The sequence below is a fragment of the Bacillus sp. FCW2 genome (assembly GCF_021228595.1).
In the GTDB taxonomy this organism is placed as follows: Bacteria; Bacillota; Bacilli; order Bacillales; family Bacillaceae; genus Bacillus; species Bacillus velezensis.
On record NZ_CP089436.1, the window covers coordinates 3,311,134 to 3,325,280 of the forward strand.

A 14,147-nucleotide genomic window follows, 5' to 3' on the forward strand; every position below is an offset into this window, starting at 1 on the left:
TTTGTCAAAAATGTACGTTTTGTTCATATTCCGTTCATGCACATCCGTTATAGTATAAACAGTGATATAGGAGGAAAACATATGCCGAATAAACAACCAAAACCTAAAGGGAAATTCAGCTCATTTTTTTCATTAGTCAAAAAAACAAAACCATCATACGGTATGCTGGCCTTCGCGCTGTCTCTCAGTATTGTGACAACGCTCGTCAGCCTGCTGATTCCGCTATTGACAAAGCAGCTCGTTGACGGCTTTTCCATGTCGTCGCTGTCAGGCGTGCAAATCGGAATCATCGCAGCCGTGTTTATCGTACAGGCCGCATTAAGCGCCTACGCCACCTACGCCCTGAACTACAGCGGCCAGAAAATCATCTCGGGACTGCGTGATTTGTTGTGGCAGAAATTAATTAAACTGCCCGTCTCTTATTTTGACAAAAACGCCACGGGAGAAACGATCAGCCGTGTCACCAATGACACAATGGTGGTAAAAGAGCTGATCACAAACAATATCAGCGGATTTATTACCGGAATCATTTCCGTTATCGGATCACTGACGATCTTATTTTTCATGAACTGGAAGCTCACATTGCTCGTGCTGATCGTCGTGCCGCTGGCTGCGGTGATTTTAGTGCCGATCGGCCGGAAAATGTTTAAAATTTCTCGGGAAACACAGGATGAAACGGCGAGATTCACCGGATTATTAAACCACATCCTCCCGGAAATCAGGCTTGTAAAAGCGTCAAACGCTGAAGAAGCGGAATACGGACGCGGAAAAGCAGGCATCATGGCGCTCTTTAAACTCGGGCTGCGTGAAGCGAAGGTGCAGTCGCTCGTAGGCCCGCTTATTACACTTGTATTAATGGCGGCGCTGGTCGCTGTCATCGGGTACGGCGGGATGCAGGTGTCATCCGGTGAATTGACAGCCGGCGCACTCGTTGCCTTTATCCTGTATTTGTTTCAGATCATTATGCCGATGGGCCAGATCACTTCATTTTTCACACAGCTTCAAAAATCCGTCGGCGCAACGGAGCGGATGATTCATATTCTTGCAGAAAAAGAAGAAGATATCCAAACCGGAAAAGCCATTGAAAACGCGGATCAGCCGATTAAGCTTGAACAAGTCTCATTCGGCTACAAAACAGATCAAACCATCTTAAAAGACATTACGGCTACGATTGAGGCCGGCAAAGTCACCGCGATCGTCGGACCGAGCGGCGGCGGAAAAACAACGTTATTTAAGCTGCTTGAACGATTCTACAATCCGACTGCGGGCAGCATCCTGCTCGGAAATGAACCGATTGATGCGTATTCCCTTGAGTCATGGCGGGAGCATATCGGCTACGTGTCGCAAGAAAGCCCGTTAATGTCAGGCACCATCCGCGACAATATCTGCTACGGATTAAAACGCGAGGTGACTGATGAGGAACTGAGGCAAGCGGCTGACATGGCCTACGCCCTGCAATTTATTGAAGACTTACCGAAGAAATTTGAAACCGAGGTCGGTGAGCGGGGAATTATGCTGTCAGGCGGACAGCGCCAGCGCATCGCTATTGCCAGAGCGCTCCTTCGCAACCCGAGCATTCTGATGCTTGATGAAGCGACATCAAGTCTGGACAGCCAATCTGAAAAATGGGTGCAGCAGGCGCTGGAAGTTCTAATGGAAGGCCGCACCACCATCGTGATCGCCCACCGTTTATCCACGGTTGTGGATGCAGATCAGCTTCTCTTTGTCGAACAGGGTGAAATCACCGGACGGGGCACACACCATGAATTAATGGCATCCCATTCGCTGTACCGCGATTTTGCGGAGCAGCAGCTGAAGCTGAATGCCGACTTAGAAAACAAAGCTGTGTAAATCAAGACTTTATGAATAAAAAGCAGCTGAAAAAGCTGCTTTTTATTTTGCAGACGGAGTTCTGTTCATAGAAAGCGGAGGTTAAATCATGAAAAAACGCACAAAGATTTTTTATTGTCATGCGGCCGTACTGCTCGTATTCATGACTGCCGGGTGTACGGGCGGTAACGATGATGAGCCAGGCCATTCTTCAAGTCCGGCCGGGGGAAGCAGCATCAACAAGGCTGAAACAGCATCAGCGGCAGAAAAAAACGAACCCGTAAACAAAGATTCACATCACGTCTCTGCGGACAAAAGCGAACCGGATAACATGTCGGCAGATTATTCTCCTCTGCAAATTGAATATGCCCGCATCTGGCTGCAGCTTGGGGAAAATCAGCAGATAGATGAATTGAACGTTCGCCGCATTCCGGCCGGAGCACTCGTCAACCCTGACGATCACACGAGCGCCCGCTATCCGGAAGATGTTACGCAGTTAGCAGGCTCCCGGTTAATCGATGGGTCAGTCACTTACAGCAGCAACGGCGACGGCACCATTCAGGTATACAATGTTCCTTTGCGCTGGGAGTCTCGTGAAGATACTGATCAAGGCGTAATGAAAGAAGTGACGGAAGAGATGATCCGCCATACAAAAAAAGTGTCTGTTGATACAGGAGACAATGAAAAAATAAGACGGTTAATAGACATCATGTCGATTCATTAAAAGAAGACAGGCAAAAAAGCAGAAGGAGGGATTTTCATGGCTGTCATATTGGTTGCGGATGACGACCGCCATATCCGTGAGCTTGTCCGCCTTATGATGGAGCAGAGCGGTTTTGACGTCGCAGAAGCGGAAGACGGGGAAGCGGCGGTGCGGCTGATCGAATCCGCACCTATAGATCTCATCATACTGGATGTGATGATGCCGAAAATGGACGGGTTTGAAGTCAGTGAAGCCGTCCGCAGCTTTACGGACATTCCGATTTTGATGCTGACGGCAAAAGGCGAAACGCTGGACAAAGTGCAAGGTTTTACTTCCGGAGCGGATGATTATCTCGTCAAACCGTTTGAGCCGCTTGAGCTGGAAGCAAGGGTCAAAGCATTGCTGAAACGGTACCGGATCACCGCTGAAAAACTGCTGACCATCGGAACGGTCACATTAGATAAGCAATCCCGCACCGTAACGCGCGGCGGCGGAGCGGGATTGACACTGCCCCGGCGTGAATTTGAGCTTTTATTTAAGCTCGCCGGTTATCCGAATAAGACGTTTTCAAGAGAACAATTAATAGAAGATATTTGGGGCTTTGATTATGAAGGTGACGAGCGGACCGTTGATGTGCATATTAAAAGGCTGAGAGAACGGTTTCCGGAAAAAGACTATCCGTTTGCCATCCATACGGTTCGGGGGCTCGGGTATCGGTTTGTGGTGACAGGATGAAACGGATCTTCAGAACGGCTGGGAAAATCATCATCCTTCTCACCGTCACCGCAATCTTATGGCTGGCGGCTCACCTGATCGTTCAGGGATTCGGTCTCATATGGCCGATTTTGCTTGTGCCGTACGCCGAGCAGATTCTGACGCTTTGGCTTGTTTTCGGCCTGCTGTTTGTAACGATGTTTATTTTTTCAAAGTCAGCACGTGAAAGACATCATGCGATCTGGGATTCGCTGACCGCCACGATCAAGCAAATGTCGAGCGGCAACTTCACAGCGGCCGCTTCCCGGAAAATGGAGAAGATTGAGAGGAACCACCCCGTGACGAAATTGGCTGATGAACTGTCGACACTCGCCGCGGAACTGAGTGAAATGGAAAAGCTGAAACAAGAATTTATTTCGAACGTTTCCCATGAAATCCAAACCCCGCTCACTTCATTAAAGGGCTACGCGCATCTTCTGAAAAAACCGGATTTATCATATGAGGAGCGGGGGCGCTACTTACACATCATCGAAACAGAAACAGAACGATTATCAAAAATCAGTGAAAATCTGCTGAAGCTCACTGCGCTTGAACGCCAAACCGAACCGATACAAAAAAAACCGTTCCGCATTGACAAACAGCTGCGGCGCACCATATTGACCTGTGAGCCTGAATGGTCCGCCAAACAGATTGAGTTTCTCATTGATTTACAGGAGTCGTATGTGTACGGAGATGAAGCGCTGCTCAGCCAAGTATGGATGAATCTGATTCACAATGCCGTAAAATTTACCGGTGAAGGCGGCCGCATTTCCGTTAAAATTGCAGATCTGCCGGGAGCGGCGGCTGTCGAAATCGCCGACGACGGAATCGGAATGGAGCCTGAACAGGCGGAGCGTGTATTTGAACGGTTTTATAAAGCGGACAAGGCGAGAAACGAAGGGGGAAGCGGGCTCGGCCTGTCCATCGCCCAAAAAATCGCAGAGCTGCACGGCGGTTCGATAGAGGTTGAGAGCAAGCGCGGCGAAGGAACCCTTTTCCGTGTCATTCTTCCAGCCGAGCCTCGTGAAAAAAACAGCTAAAATCTGGTCGAACCAGCCAGTAAAAAACGAAGCCGATCCTGTCTTTTGAACTATTGAGGTGAAACCGTTTTATGGTATACTACTGACGGTAATACGTATAAAACGGAGGATATTTGTGGGAAAACACACTTCTGAACAGAAAAAGCACGCGCAAATTGTCCAGCTGCTTCAGGATGGACAATATTTTTTTCATAAAGGCTTAAAAGCATATAAAGAGCGGAATTTAAAGCGGGCCAGCAAACTGATTCAGCGGGCCGTCCACCTCGAGCCGAATGATTCCGAAATGCTGTCCCGGCTGGCCGTCATTTATTCTGAAATGGGCCACTACCAGCAGTCAAATGAGCTGTTCGACTTTATTTTGGTGAACCTGAAAGAAGAAATGCCCGAGTGTCATTACTTTAAAGCGAATAATTTCGCGCATTTGGGACTCTTTCAGGAAGCATACAAAGAAGCGGCGGCTTATTCAGATGCCGATCCGGACGGGGAATTCAGCGAAGAGATTGAAAATCTGATGGAGCTTTTGGATTTCGGCGAAGCGGGTGAAAACGAATCGCTCTATGACCAGGATGAGCTGCTGATCAGGCAGGACCGGGCAAAAACGCTTCTTGAGAGCGGCCAGCTTCATGAAGCGGTTGTCATGCTTGAAGAGATTACGGCCGATTATCCCGAGCTTTGGTCTGCATACAACAACCTGGCGCTCGCTTACTTTTACTCAGGCAATGTCACAAAAGCGAAACAAACGGTATTCGAAGTGCTTGAGAAAAATGAAGGCAATCTCCATGCCCTGTGCAACCTCCTTGTATTCTGCTATTACGAGAGGGAAGATGAAAAAGTCGGAGAATTGAGCGAAAGGCTCGCTAATGTGTATCCGATTTTATTCGAACAGCGCTATAAGCTGGGGGCGACGCTTGCGCTTGTCGGCAGACATGATCTCGGTTATAAATGGCTCCGTTCTCTTTACAAAAGCGGGTTCGAAGGCGACGAAACGTTTTATTACTGGCTTGCCGCCTCAGCCTACGGGACAGGCCGCACAGAATTTGCGGAAACCATTTGGAAAAAGGCCGAAGCCGAATTTCCCGAATCAGACCGGTCCGCGCCTTGGGCGGAGCGGCAGGAACCGCTGCCTGCTTCACTTGAACAGCGGCTTGCCGCCTATTATATAAGCAGCGCTGAAGGAGAGCGGAACCAGCTTGAAAAAGTTCTGACGGCAAAGCGCGCCGTTTCACCGTTTGAACAAGATTTCGTCAGACTGCTGCTTTCCGGTGAAAAAGGCGCTTCAGGCGTTTCCGGTGATGCGCTGTTCACGTATCGGACGGTCAAGCTTCTGGAGAAAGCGGAAGCCGACAGTTTAAAAACTGACGTCATGAGCTGCTGGGTTTTTCACGTCATTCAGCACATCCGCGCCGCCGCTGCCGTACAGAATGAGCGGGCATGGGCCGCAGCCATCGCATATGTATGGAAAGAAGCAAACGGCGAAAAAACGACGAAAAAAGAAACGGCCGCCGTTTACGGTATAACGCCGGCAACACTTTCGAAATACATCAGACAAATAGATGATATATTAGAATAAAACCGATTCTTTCTATATAAAGAGTCGGTTCTTTTTTTATCAGAAAGGGGCAAAACAGAACTTTACCGCGGAAAAAAGAGGTATTCATACGTATTTTTTTGCTTTTTGAATCGAAATCGGGCTATAATCACCGTTTATTTTGCAAAATATGAGATTTGCAATCACATTGAAATATAACTGTAATAAAAATTGTCGAAACATGATGGTATAATGAGTCTCGTACATAAGAGATTAGTTTATTTTACATGTGCTGTATAATCTATACCAATTTAAAAGATTTAAAGATTCATACATAAAAATCATCAGCCTCACGGGTATGTGAGGGAGCGTAACTTTGATGTTCATAATAGAATTCCAAATGAGAACAGGTTTAAAGTAAAAGGGAGGAAAGAAAAAGTGAAAAAGAGTTTATTAACACTTGGTTTGGCTTCCGTCATCGGGACAAGCAGTTTTTTGATCCCGTTTACAAAAACTGCATCGGCGGAAACATTAGACAGCAAAAAAGCGAAAATTGAAAGCAAGCAATCTGAGGTGGCTTCAAGCCTTGAAGCAAAAGAAAGAGAATTGTCTAAGCTTCAGGACAAGCAGGCTAAGATTGAAAAAGAACTGAAAGACATTAACGCTAAAGCGTTGGATACAAGCAATAAAATCGAAGATAAAAAAGCTGAAAACGAAAAAACGAAAAAGCAGATCGCTGATTTGAAAAAAGAAATCAAAGAAACAGAAGCGCGTATTGAAAAACGCAATGAAATCCTGAAAAAACGCGTTCGTTCTTTACAGGAAAACGGCGGTTCTCAAGGATACATAGATGTTCTTTTAGGGGCGACAAGCTTCGGAGACTTCATTTCCCGTGCGACTGCGGTATCTTCTATCGTTGATGCGGATAAAGAGCTGATCAAACAGCAGGAGCAGGATAAAGCGAAACTCGAAGACGCAGAAGCTGAACTTAACGTGAAGCTGAAAAAAGTTCAAGATGATCTTGCGAAACTCGAGTCTATGCAAAAAGACCTGAACAAACAGCTTGATCAGAAAGACAAGCTTTTTGACGAAGCGAAAAACGGACAGAAAAAAGCGGCTTCCGCTATCTCTGATCTGAAAAAAGAAGCATCAAAGCTTGCAAACGAAAAAGCTGACACTGAAAAAGAACAGAAGCGCATTAAAGCTGAGCAGGCTGCAGCGGCTGCCCTGATCAAAAAACAGGAAGAAGCGCAAAAAGCTTCTGAAGACCAAAACCAAAAAGATGACAGCCAGCCGGCACCGGCGGTTAAAACTGTGAAAAAAGCGGCTGTTTCAACATCATCTGATTCATCTGACAGCTCAAGCAAACCGAAGAGCACTTCAGGCGGATCATCTCATAACAGCGGCGGTTCAGATGATTCTGACGGCGGATCTGTTATTTCAAATTCAGGCGGTATTGAAGGCGCGATCAGCGTAGGTTCAAGCCTTGTGGGTCAATCCCCGTACAAATTCGGCGGCGGACGCACTCAATCTGATATTAACAACCGTATTTTTGACTGCTCTTCATTCGTACGCTGGGCTTATGCTAACGCAGGCGTTAACCTCGGACCTGCAAGCGGCACAAACACAGATACATTAATCGGAAGAGGTAAAGCAGTAAGCGCGTCTGACATGAAACGCGGAGACTTAGTATTCTTCAATACGTATAAAACAAACGGCCACGTCGGCATCTACTTAGGTAACGGAACGTTCCTGAACGATAATACATCACACGGTGTATCCATTGATTCTATGAGCAATCCTTACTGGAAGAAAGCATTCAACGGCAATGTAAGACGTGTCGTGCAATAATGAATAAGACAAGGGCCTTCTATCCCGGAAGGCTCTTTCTTTATTTGTATACCCGCTCAGGAGCTGTCTAATCACGGTTTTTCAGAAAAATGAGCAAAAAAATAGCGAATTGCCCTCAGATTTAATAGGATATGGGTAAGGAATACGATTGATGGGGATTCTTAGTCATATAGGGTGCGCCCCATTTCGAAAAGGAGTGAATCATGGTGTCAGAAGAAAAAATTTATGATGTGATCATTATCGGCGCGGGTCCGGCGGGGATGACCGCTGCTGTTTACACATCACGAGCGAACTTATCCACATTAATGATCGAAAGAGGAATTCCGGGCGGCCAGATGGCCAACACGGAGGATGTTGAAAACTATCCGGGTTTTGAAAGCATTCTCGGCCCTGAACTTTCTAATAAAATGTTTGAACATGCGAAAAAATTCGGTGCGGAATATGCGTACGGCGATATTAAAGAAATCGTTGACGGCAAAGAATATAAAACGGTCAAAGCCGGTTCAAAAGAATATAAAGCGCGCGCCATCGTCATTTCTGCCGGAGCGGAATACAAAAAGATCGGCGTTCCCGGCGAAAAAGAACTGGGCGGCCGCGGCGTATCGTACTGCGCGGTTTGTGACGGCGCGTTCTTTAAGAATAAAGAGCTTGTCGTTGTCGGCGGCGGAGACTCCGCCGTTGAAGAAGGCGTCTATCTGACACGCTTCGCTTCAAAAGTCACCATCGTTCACAGACGTGACAAATTGCGGGCGCAAAGCATTCTTCAGGCGCGTGCTTTTGACAATGAGAAAATTGACTTCAAATGGAACAAAACCGTAAAAGAAATCCATGAGGAAAACGGAAAAGTCGGCAGACTTACTCTTGTGGATACCGTGACGGGAGAAGAAGAAGAATTCAAAGCTGACGGTGTCTTTATTTATATCGGTATGCTTCCGCTTTCTAAACCGTTCGAAAACTTGGGCATCACAAATGAAGAAGGCTACATTGAAACAAATGCTCAAATGGAGACAAAAGTTCCGGGCATTTTCGCCGCGGGAGACATCCGTGAAAAAACGCTCCGCCAGATCGTAACGGCGACAGGCGACGGAAGTATTGCGGCTCAAAGCGTTCAGCATTATGTGGAAGAGCTTGAGGAAACGCTCAAAACCGTTAAATAATCACTGTAATGTTCAGTTTTTGAATCGTTACTGTGTTTTAATTACGCTGTAACACGGGTGAAATACTGATGTTTTAAGATGAATGTAGTAATTGACCCCCTTTTTAATGAATACACTTTGGCACGGATTCCAATATCCGTGCCCTTTTTTTGCGATTTTCTGTTTTCTGTCAAATAAAAGAAAAGGATGTCGGTGTCTCTGCATTGTGAGAGACATGCCGAAACGGTATAATGAAGAGACGATGATTTGTTGAGAAGGTTAGGTGACGTACTTGTGCAAAGAGTGACAAATTGTGTGCTGCAGACAGATGATCAGGTTCTCCTTCTCCAAAAGCCGAGACGGGGCTGGTGGGTCGCGCCCGGCGGGAAGATGGAAAGCGGCGAATCCGTCAGAGATTCCGTCATCAGAGAGTACAGAGAAGAGACGGGCATTTATATACTAAATCCGCAGTTAAAAGGCGTGTTTACCTTTATTATTAAGGAACAGGAACAAATCGTGTCAGAGTGGATGATGTTTACTTTCGTCGCCGACTCGTACACGGGGCGGAATGTCGCTGAATCAGAGGAAGGCGTTCTGAAGTGGCATGACGTAAAAGATATCCACAGCCTTCCGATGGCCCCCGGAGACGGGCATATCCTTGATTTTATGATCAAGGGCCAAGGGCTTTTGCACGGCACCTTTACGTATACGCCGGACTTCGAGCTGCTCAGTTATCGTTTAGATCCGCAGCTTATCAAATAAAAGAAAGACCGCAGGGGGGAGAAAGATGAGTATGAATGAAAACCATGATATTCAGCTCGTCATCATTACGGGAATGTCCGGAGCGGGGAAAACCGTCGCCATTCAAAGCTTTGAGGATCTCGGCTATTTTTGCGTCGACAATCTGCCGCCTTCCTTGCTGCCGAAATTTTTGGAGCTGATGAAAGAATCAAGTTCAAAAATGAGCAAGGTCGCGCTTGTCATGGATCTGCGGGGACGCGAATTTTTTGACAGGCTGATTGAGGCGCTGGATGAAATGGCGGAAAATCCGTGGATTACACCGCGCATTCTCTTTTTAGACGCTAAGGATTCCATTCTTGTGACGAGATACAAAGAAACGAGGCGTTCTCACCCGCTGGCCGCTACCGGGCTTCCTCTCGAAGGAATCGCGCTGGAACGCCAGCTGCTTGAAGAATTGAAAGGGCGCTCTCAGCTGATCTATGACACATCGGATATGAAACCGCGTGATCTGCGTGAAAAAATCGTGGCGCATTTCGCCACGAACCAAGGTGAAACATTTACAGTGAACGTAATGTCATTCGGGTTCAAATACGGGCTTCCGATAGATGCCGACCTCGTGTTTGATGTAAGGTTTCTGCCGAATCCGTTCTACATTGAAAGCATGAGGCCGCTTACGGGGAAAGATGAGGAAGTGTCATCCTATGTGATGAAGTGGAACGAAACACAAAAGTTTATTGAAAAGCTTGTTGATCTGCTCGGCTTTATGCTTCCGTCTTATAAGCGGGAAGGTAAAAGCCAGCTTGTCATCGCGATCGGCTGTACGGGCGGCCAGCACCGCTCCGTCACGCTCGCTGAGTATTTGGCTGACTATTTTAAAAAAGATTTCTATACTCATGTCACTCACCGGGACATTGAAAAGAGAAGCCGGAAATGAATAAGAAGCCGAAAATCGCAATCTTCGGCGGCGGAACGGGTCTGTCCGTGCTGCTTCGGGGGTTAAAGCATAAGCCCGTTGATATTACGGCGATTGTGACAGTTGCTGATGACGGCGGAAGTTCAGGCCGTCTGCGGGATGAACTTCAAATTCCGCCGCCGGGTGACATCCGTAACGTACTGGCCGCTTTGTCAGATGTTGAGCCGCTCGTTGAAAATCTGTTTCAGCACCGTTTCAACAAAGGAAGCGACTTAACCGGACATTCGCTCGGCAATTTGATTTTGGCAGCGATGACAAATATAACCGGTGATTTCTTTCACGCTGTCACCGAAATGAGCAAGGTGCTGAATGTCCGCGGCAGAGTGCTGCCGGCTGCCAACACCAGTGTCGTTCTTCACGCTGAAATGGAGGACGGGCAGGTCGTCTCCGGAGAATCGACAATCCCTTCTTACGGCCAGCGGATTAAACGGGTGTTTCTTACGCCTGAAAAAATTGATCCGCTCCCGGAAACGATTGACGTCATCCGTCAGGCCGATTTAATCATTATCGGTCCGGGAAGCCTGTACACAAGCATTCTTCCGAATCTGCTCGTGCCGAAAATCGGAGAAGAAGTCGTCAAGGCTGCGGCCAAAAAAGTATATATATGCAACGTCATGACACAGCCCGGCGAGACGCTGCAATACAGCGCGGCCGACCATGTCAAGGCGCTGAACGATCATATGGAGCAGCCGTTTATCGACACGATCTTAATCAACAATGAGGAGATCCCTGACGAAATCAAAAGCAAATATGCGAAAGAGCTGGCCCGGCCCGTCGACTTCAATGTTGAAAAGCTGAAATCCATGGGGCTTGAGGTCATCAGGGATCAGATTATCACGTATAAAAATGGCGTAATCCGTCACGATACACATAAAGTGGCTTCTCTTCTTGTCGATTTATTAAGGGACTAGAGGCCTTTTGAAATGAGGTGGCTAATATGTCATTTGCATCGGAAACAAAAAAAGAACTGACGAATCTGGAAGTGAAGGACTGCTGCGCCAAGGCGGAGCTGTCCGCGCTGATTCGGATGAACGGTTCCCTGTCATTTTCAAACCGCCATCTCGTGCTTGACGTTCAAACCGAAAATGCGGCGATTGCCCGCCGCATTTATACATTGCTGAAGAAACAATATGATGTATCGGTCGAACTGTTAGTCAGAAAAAAAATGCGGCTGAAAAAAAATAATGTTTATATTGTGCGCTTTTCTGAAAATGCAAAGCTGATTTTAGAGGAATTGAAAATCCTCGGAGAGAACTTTGTATTTGAACGGAATATTTCTGAGGAACTGGTGGCGAAACGCTGCTGCAAACGTTCTTATATGAGAGGGGCGTTTTTGGCGGGGGGATCTGTGAATAATCCCGAAACCTCGTCGTACCACTTGGAAATCTTCTCGCTTTATAAGGAACATAACGATTCATTATGCGCGCTGCTGAATGAATTTCATCTGAACAGCAAAACGCTTGAACGGAAAAAAGGCTATATTACGTATTTAAAAGAGGCGGAAAAAATCACTGAATTTCTGAATGTCATCGGCGCTCACAATTCACTGCTGCGTTTTGAAGATGTGCGGATTGTCAGAGATATGAGAAACTCAGTGAACCGCCTCGTCAATTGTGAAACAGCAAACTTAAACAAAACCATCGGTGCTTCGCTCAGACAGGTGGAAAATATTAAATACATTGATGAACGGATCGGTCTTGAAGCGCTGCCGGAAAAGCTTCGCGAAATTGCGCAGCTGCGGATTGATTATCAGGAGGTCACGCTGAAAGAACTGGGGGAAATGGTTGCAAGCGGGAAAATCAGCAAATCCGGCATCAATCACAGGCTGAGAAAGCTCGATGAAATCGCAGAACAGCTGCGTACAGGACAAAGCATCACTTTGAAATAACCGTACAGAAAAGGGGAGATCTTATGGTTCAGGAGAAAGTGGAAGTGCGTTTAAAGACGGGTTTGCAGGCGCGTCCCGCTGCATTGTTTGTACAGGAGGCAAATCGCTTTGCATCAGATGTGTTTCTTGAGAAAAACGGCAAGAAAGTGAATGCCAAAAGCATTATGGGATTAATGAGCCTGGCGGTCAGCACGGGGACGGAAGTCACTCTGATCGCTGAAGGCGATGATGAAAAGGAAGCGCTGGAAAAGTTGTCCGCTTATGTGCAGGAAGAAGTGTAAACACTTTGTAAGGGGGACGGAAAGATGAATGAGTTTCTGAAAGATTGTTATCAAACGATAGGCTGGGAAAAGGATTCCCTCGATTTCAGCAACCTGCCGGAGTTTTTAAAGGCGCTCGCGTATCGGTTTCCGTTTGAAAATCGCGCGGTTTTGTCCAAAAAAGAATATGACGTCACGAAAGAAGGACTGTGGCGGCACATGGTGAAGGAACCTCATGGCGGCCTTTGTTATGACTTGAACGGACTGCTTTATTTCATCCTGAAAGATGCCGGATTTGATGTCAAATTGATCCGCGGAACGGTCTGGAAAAACGGCTGGGCGCTGCCCGGCACACATGCGGCCGTACTTCTTTCCGCCGGAGGGAATGAGTACATCGCTGATGCAGGCTTCGGCCTCAATCTCGCCATGCAGCCTGTGCCGATGTCGGGAGACGAGACGGTATCAGCGGCCGGAGCGTTCCGCGTGAGGATAGAAGAGACGGAATTCGGGACATACCTGCTTGAAATGAACAAAGGGGACGGCTGGCAGACAGGTTACGCATTTTCGCTTGAAGAAATCGATGAAAAGGACCTCAAGTCTATGAAACAAACAATCTTTGAACATGAACGCTCTCCTTTCAACAAACGCCTGCTTGCTTCAAAGCGGACACCGGAAGGGCACATGGTTCTGTCTGAACGCAATATAACAATAAAAAAACACGATGGCACGGCGGAAAACAGCAGAATAGACCGGTCAGAGTTTGAAGAAAAATTTACTGCTCATTTTATATGAAGCTCGCAGGTTCTCTGCAAAAAAAACGGCCTCCGCAGGGAAGCCGTTTTTTGTATGTGTTTATCTCATTTTTGTAAAGGTTTTATAATGATCTGTCGTCTTATAAATCAGCCAGTCGCTTGAGTAAAGAATCCGGTCTGAATTTCTGAAGCCTGATGTATAGTTAATATCCGCTTCACGCCACGTCCGTCCGCTTTTGGCAGGGAGTTTGCCTTCCCTGTTTGAGAAGATGTCTCCGCCGATGCTTTTCCCCGGAGCGACGTCTGCCAGATTCCCCTTTGATGCAACCCAGCCGAGGGCCTGGGCTTCTGACTTTGTAATGTAATTATCAGGAAGCTTATGATAGGTCTGAAGATAATCCGCAACCCCGTCAAACGTGTTGATAACCTGTGCTTCAGTGTGCGCCTTGTGAGAAGATGTATCCGTCTTGGCAGCCGTGGAAAACAGCATCCCCGCCGCGGAGAACAGCACCAGCAAACAAACGGAAATCCACGATAATCGTTTTTTCAAAGCAATACCTCCCATTTTTATCATGTGAAGCTGATTCCTTTTCATTGTATCAGCATCGAGAGAAAGGAATAGAAAGAATTTAAAAATAGTACTTTTGATCTAGCAAAAAAATAAACCCCGGCTGAAACGGCCGGGATTTTTC

14 protein-coding genes are annotated in these 14,147 nt (G+C 47.0%); 13 read left to right on the plus strand and 1 reads right to left on the minus strand.

Annotation, left to right across the window (positions count from 1 at the left end):
• Window positions 1–81: 81 nt before the first annotated feature.
• The 13 genes from K3G25_RS16480 to K3G25_RS16540 all read left to right on the plus strand — a co-directional run bounded on the left by K3G25_RS16480 (window position 82) and on the right by K3G25_RS16540 (window position 13,495).
• Window positions 82–1,851: an ABC transporter ATP-binding protein gene (locus K3G25_RS16480; protein ID WP_007407428.1), complete on the plus strand. Its 1,770-nt coding sequence runs from the start codon at window positions 82–84 to the stop codon at window positions 1,849–1,851.
• A gap of 88 nt (window positions 1,852–1,939) precedes the next feature.
• Window positions 1,940–2,554, plus strand: a complete 615-nt coding sequence (locus K3G25_RS16485) for a hypothetical protein (protein WP_014418968.1) — start codon at window positions 1,940–1,942, stop codon at window positions 2,552–2,554.
• A gap of 36 nt (window positions 2,555–2,590) precedes the next feature.
• Window positions 2,591–3,268, plus strand: a complete 678-nt coding sequence (locus K3G25_RS16490; RefSeq protein WP_012118540.1) for a response regulator transcription factor — start codon at window positions 2,591–2,593, stop codon at window positions 3,266–3,268.
• Complete coding sequence (locus K3G25_RS16495; protein ID WP_110124375.1) at window positions 3,265–4,326, plus strand: sensor histidine kinase; 1,062 nt, start codon at window positions 3,265–3,267, stop codon at window positions 4,324–4,326. The genes K3G25_RS16490 and K3G25_RS16495 overlap by 4 nt, the downstream gene beginning before the upstream one ends.
• Window positions 4,327–4,441: 115 nt before the next feature.
• On the plus strand, window positions 4,442–5,896 hold the full coding sequence (locus K3G25_RS16500; RefSeq protein WP_232489413.1) for a tetratricopeptide repeat protein: 1,455 nt from the start codon (window positions 4,442–4,444) through the stop codon (window positions 5,894–5,896).
• A 396-nt stretch (window positions 5,897–6,292) separates the two neighbouring features.
• Window positions 6,293–7,705: a peptidoglycan DL-endopeptidase CwlO gene (locus K3G25_RS16505; RefSeq protein ID WP_007407424.1), complete on the plus strand. Its 1,413-nt coding sequence runs from the start codon at window positions 6,293–6,295 to the stop codon at window positions 7,703–7,705.
• Window positions 7,706–7,911: 206 nt separating this feature from the next.
• Entirely contained in the window at window positions 7,912–8,862 is a 951-nt protein-coding gene (gene trxB, locus K3G25_RS16510) for a thioredoxin-disulfide reductase (protein ID WP_007407423.1), read from the plus strand.
• A gap of 273 nt (window positions 8,863–9,135) precedes the next feature.
• Window positions 9,136–9,603, plus strand: coding sequence for an 8-oxo-dGTP diphosphatase (locus K3G25_RS16515; protein WP_003151491.1), 468 nt, complete (start codon window positions 9,136–9,138; stop codon window positions 9,601–9,603).
• A 25-nt stretch (window positions 9,604–9,628) separates the two neighbouring features.
• Window positions 9,629–10,516 carry an RNase adapter RapZ gene (rapZ, locus tag K3G25_RS16520; RefSeq protein ID WP_012118535.1) on the plus strand — a complete coding sequence of 296 codons (888 nt, stop codon included), beginning with the start codon at window positions 9,629–9,631 and terminating at the stop codon, window positions 10,514–10,516.
• Window positions 10,513–11,466 carry a gluconeogenesis factor YvcK family protein gene (yvcK, locus tag K3G25_RS16525; RefSeq protein WP_007407422.1) on the plus strand — a complete coding sequence of 318 codons (954 nt, stop codon included), beginning with the start codon at window positions 10,513–10,515 and terminating at the stop codon, window positions 11,464–11,466. Before rapZ ends, yvcK begins: the two co-directional genes overlap by 4 nt.
• A 26-nt stretch (window positions 11,467–11,492) precedes the next feature.
• A complete protein-coding gene (whiA, locus tag K3G25_RS16530; protein ID WP_007407421.1) occupies window positions 11,493–12,443 on the plus strand; it encodes a DNA-binding protein WhiA in 951 nt (316 codons plus the stop codon).
• A 23-nt stretch (window positions 12,444–12,466) separates the two neighbouring features.
• Window positions 12,467–12,724 carry an HPr family phosphocarrier protein gene (locus tag K3G25_RS16535; RefSeq protein ID WP_012118534.1) on the plus strand — a complete coding sequence of 86 codons (258 nt, stop codon included), beginning with the start codon at window positions 12,467–12,469 and terminating at the stop codon, window positions 12,722–12,724.
• Between the two features lie 24 nt (window positions 12,725–12,748).
• Window positions 12,749–13,495: an arylamine N-acetyltransferase family protein gene (locus K3G25_RS16540; RefSeq protein ID WP_007407420.1), complete on the plus strand. Its 747-nt coding sequence runs from the start codon at window positions 12,749–12,751 to the stop codon at window positions 13,493–13,495.
• 60 nt (window positions 13,496–13,555) lie between these two features.
• On the opposite strand, the gene K3G25_RS16545 is transcribed toward K3G25_RS16540, so the two are convergent.
• Complete coding sequence (locus K3G25_RS16545; protein WP_223204413.1) at window positions 13,556–13,945, minus strand: ribonuclease; 390 nt, start codon at window positions 13,943–13,945, stop codon at window positions 13,556–13,558.
• Window positions 13,946–14,147: the final 202 nt, after the last annotated feature.

Coding starts and splice junctions, on each gene's coding strand:
- K3G25_RS16480 (WP_007407428.1), top strand. CDS start 82: ATGCCGAATAAACAACCAAAACCTAAAGGGAAATTCAGCTCATTTTTT.
- K3G25_RS16485 (WP_014418968.1), top strand. CDS start 1,940: ATGAAAAAACGCACAAAGATTTTTTATTGTCATGCGGCCGTACTGCTC.
- K3G25_RS16490 (WP_012118540.1), top strand. CDS start 2,591: ATGGCTGTCATATTGGTTGCGGATGACGACCGCCATATCCGTGAGCTT.
- K3G25_RS16495 (WP_110124375.1), top strand. CDS start 3,265: ATGAAACGGATCTTCAGAACGGCTGGGAAAATCATCATCCTTCTCACC.
- rapZ (WP_012118535.1), top strand. CDS start 9,629: ATGAGTATGAATGAAAACCATGATATTCAGCTCGTCATCATTACGGGA.
- yvcK (WP_007407422.1), top strand. CDS start 10,513: ATGAATAAGAAGCCGAAAATCGCAATCTTCGGCGGCGGAACGGGTCTG.
- whiA (WP_007407421.1), top strand. CDS start 11,493: ATGTCATTTGCATCGGAAACAAAAAAAGAACTGACGAATCTGGAAGTG.
- K3G25_RS16535 (WP_012118534.1), top strand. CDS start 12,467: ATGGTTCAGGAGAAAGTGGAAGTGCGTTTAAAGACGGGTTTGCAGGCG.
- K3G25_RS16540 (WP_007407420.1), top strand. CDS start 12,749: ATGAATGAGTTTCTGAAAGATTGTTATCAAACGATAGGCTGGGAAAAG.
- K3G25_RS16545 (WP_223204413.1), bottom strand. CDS start 13,945: ATGCTGTTTTCCACGGCTGCCAAGACGGATACATCTTCTCACAAGGCG.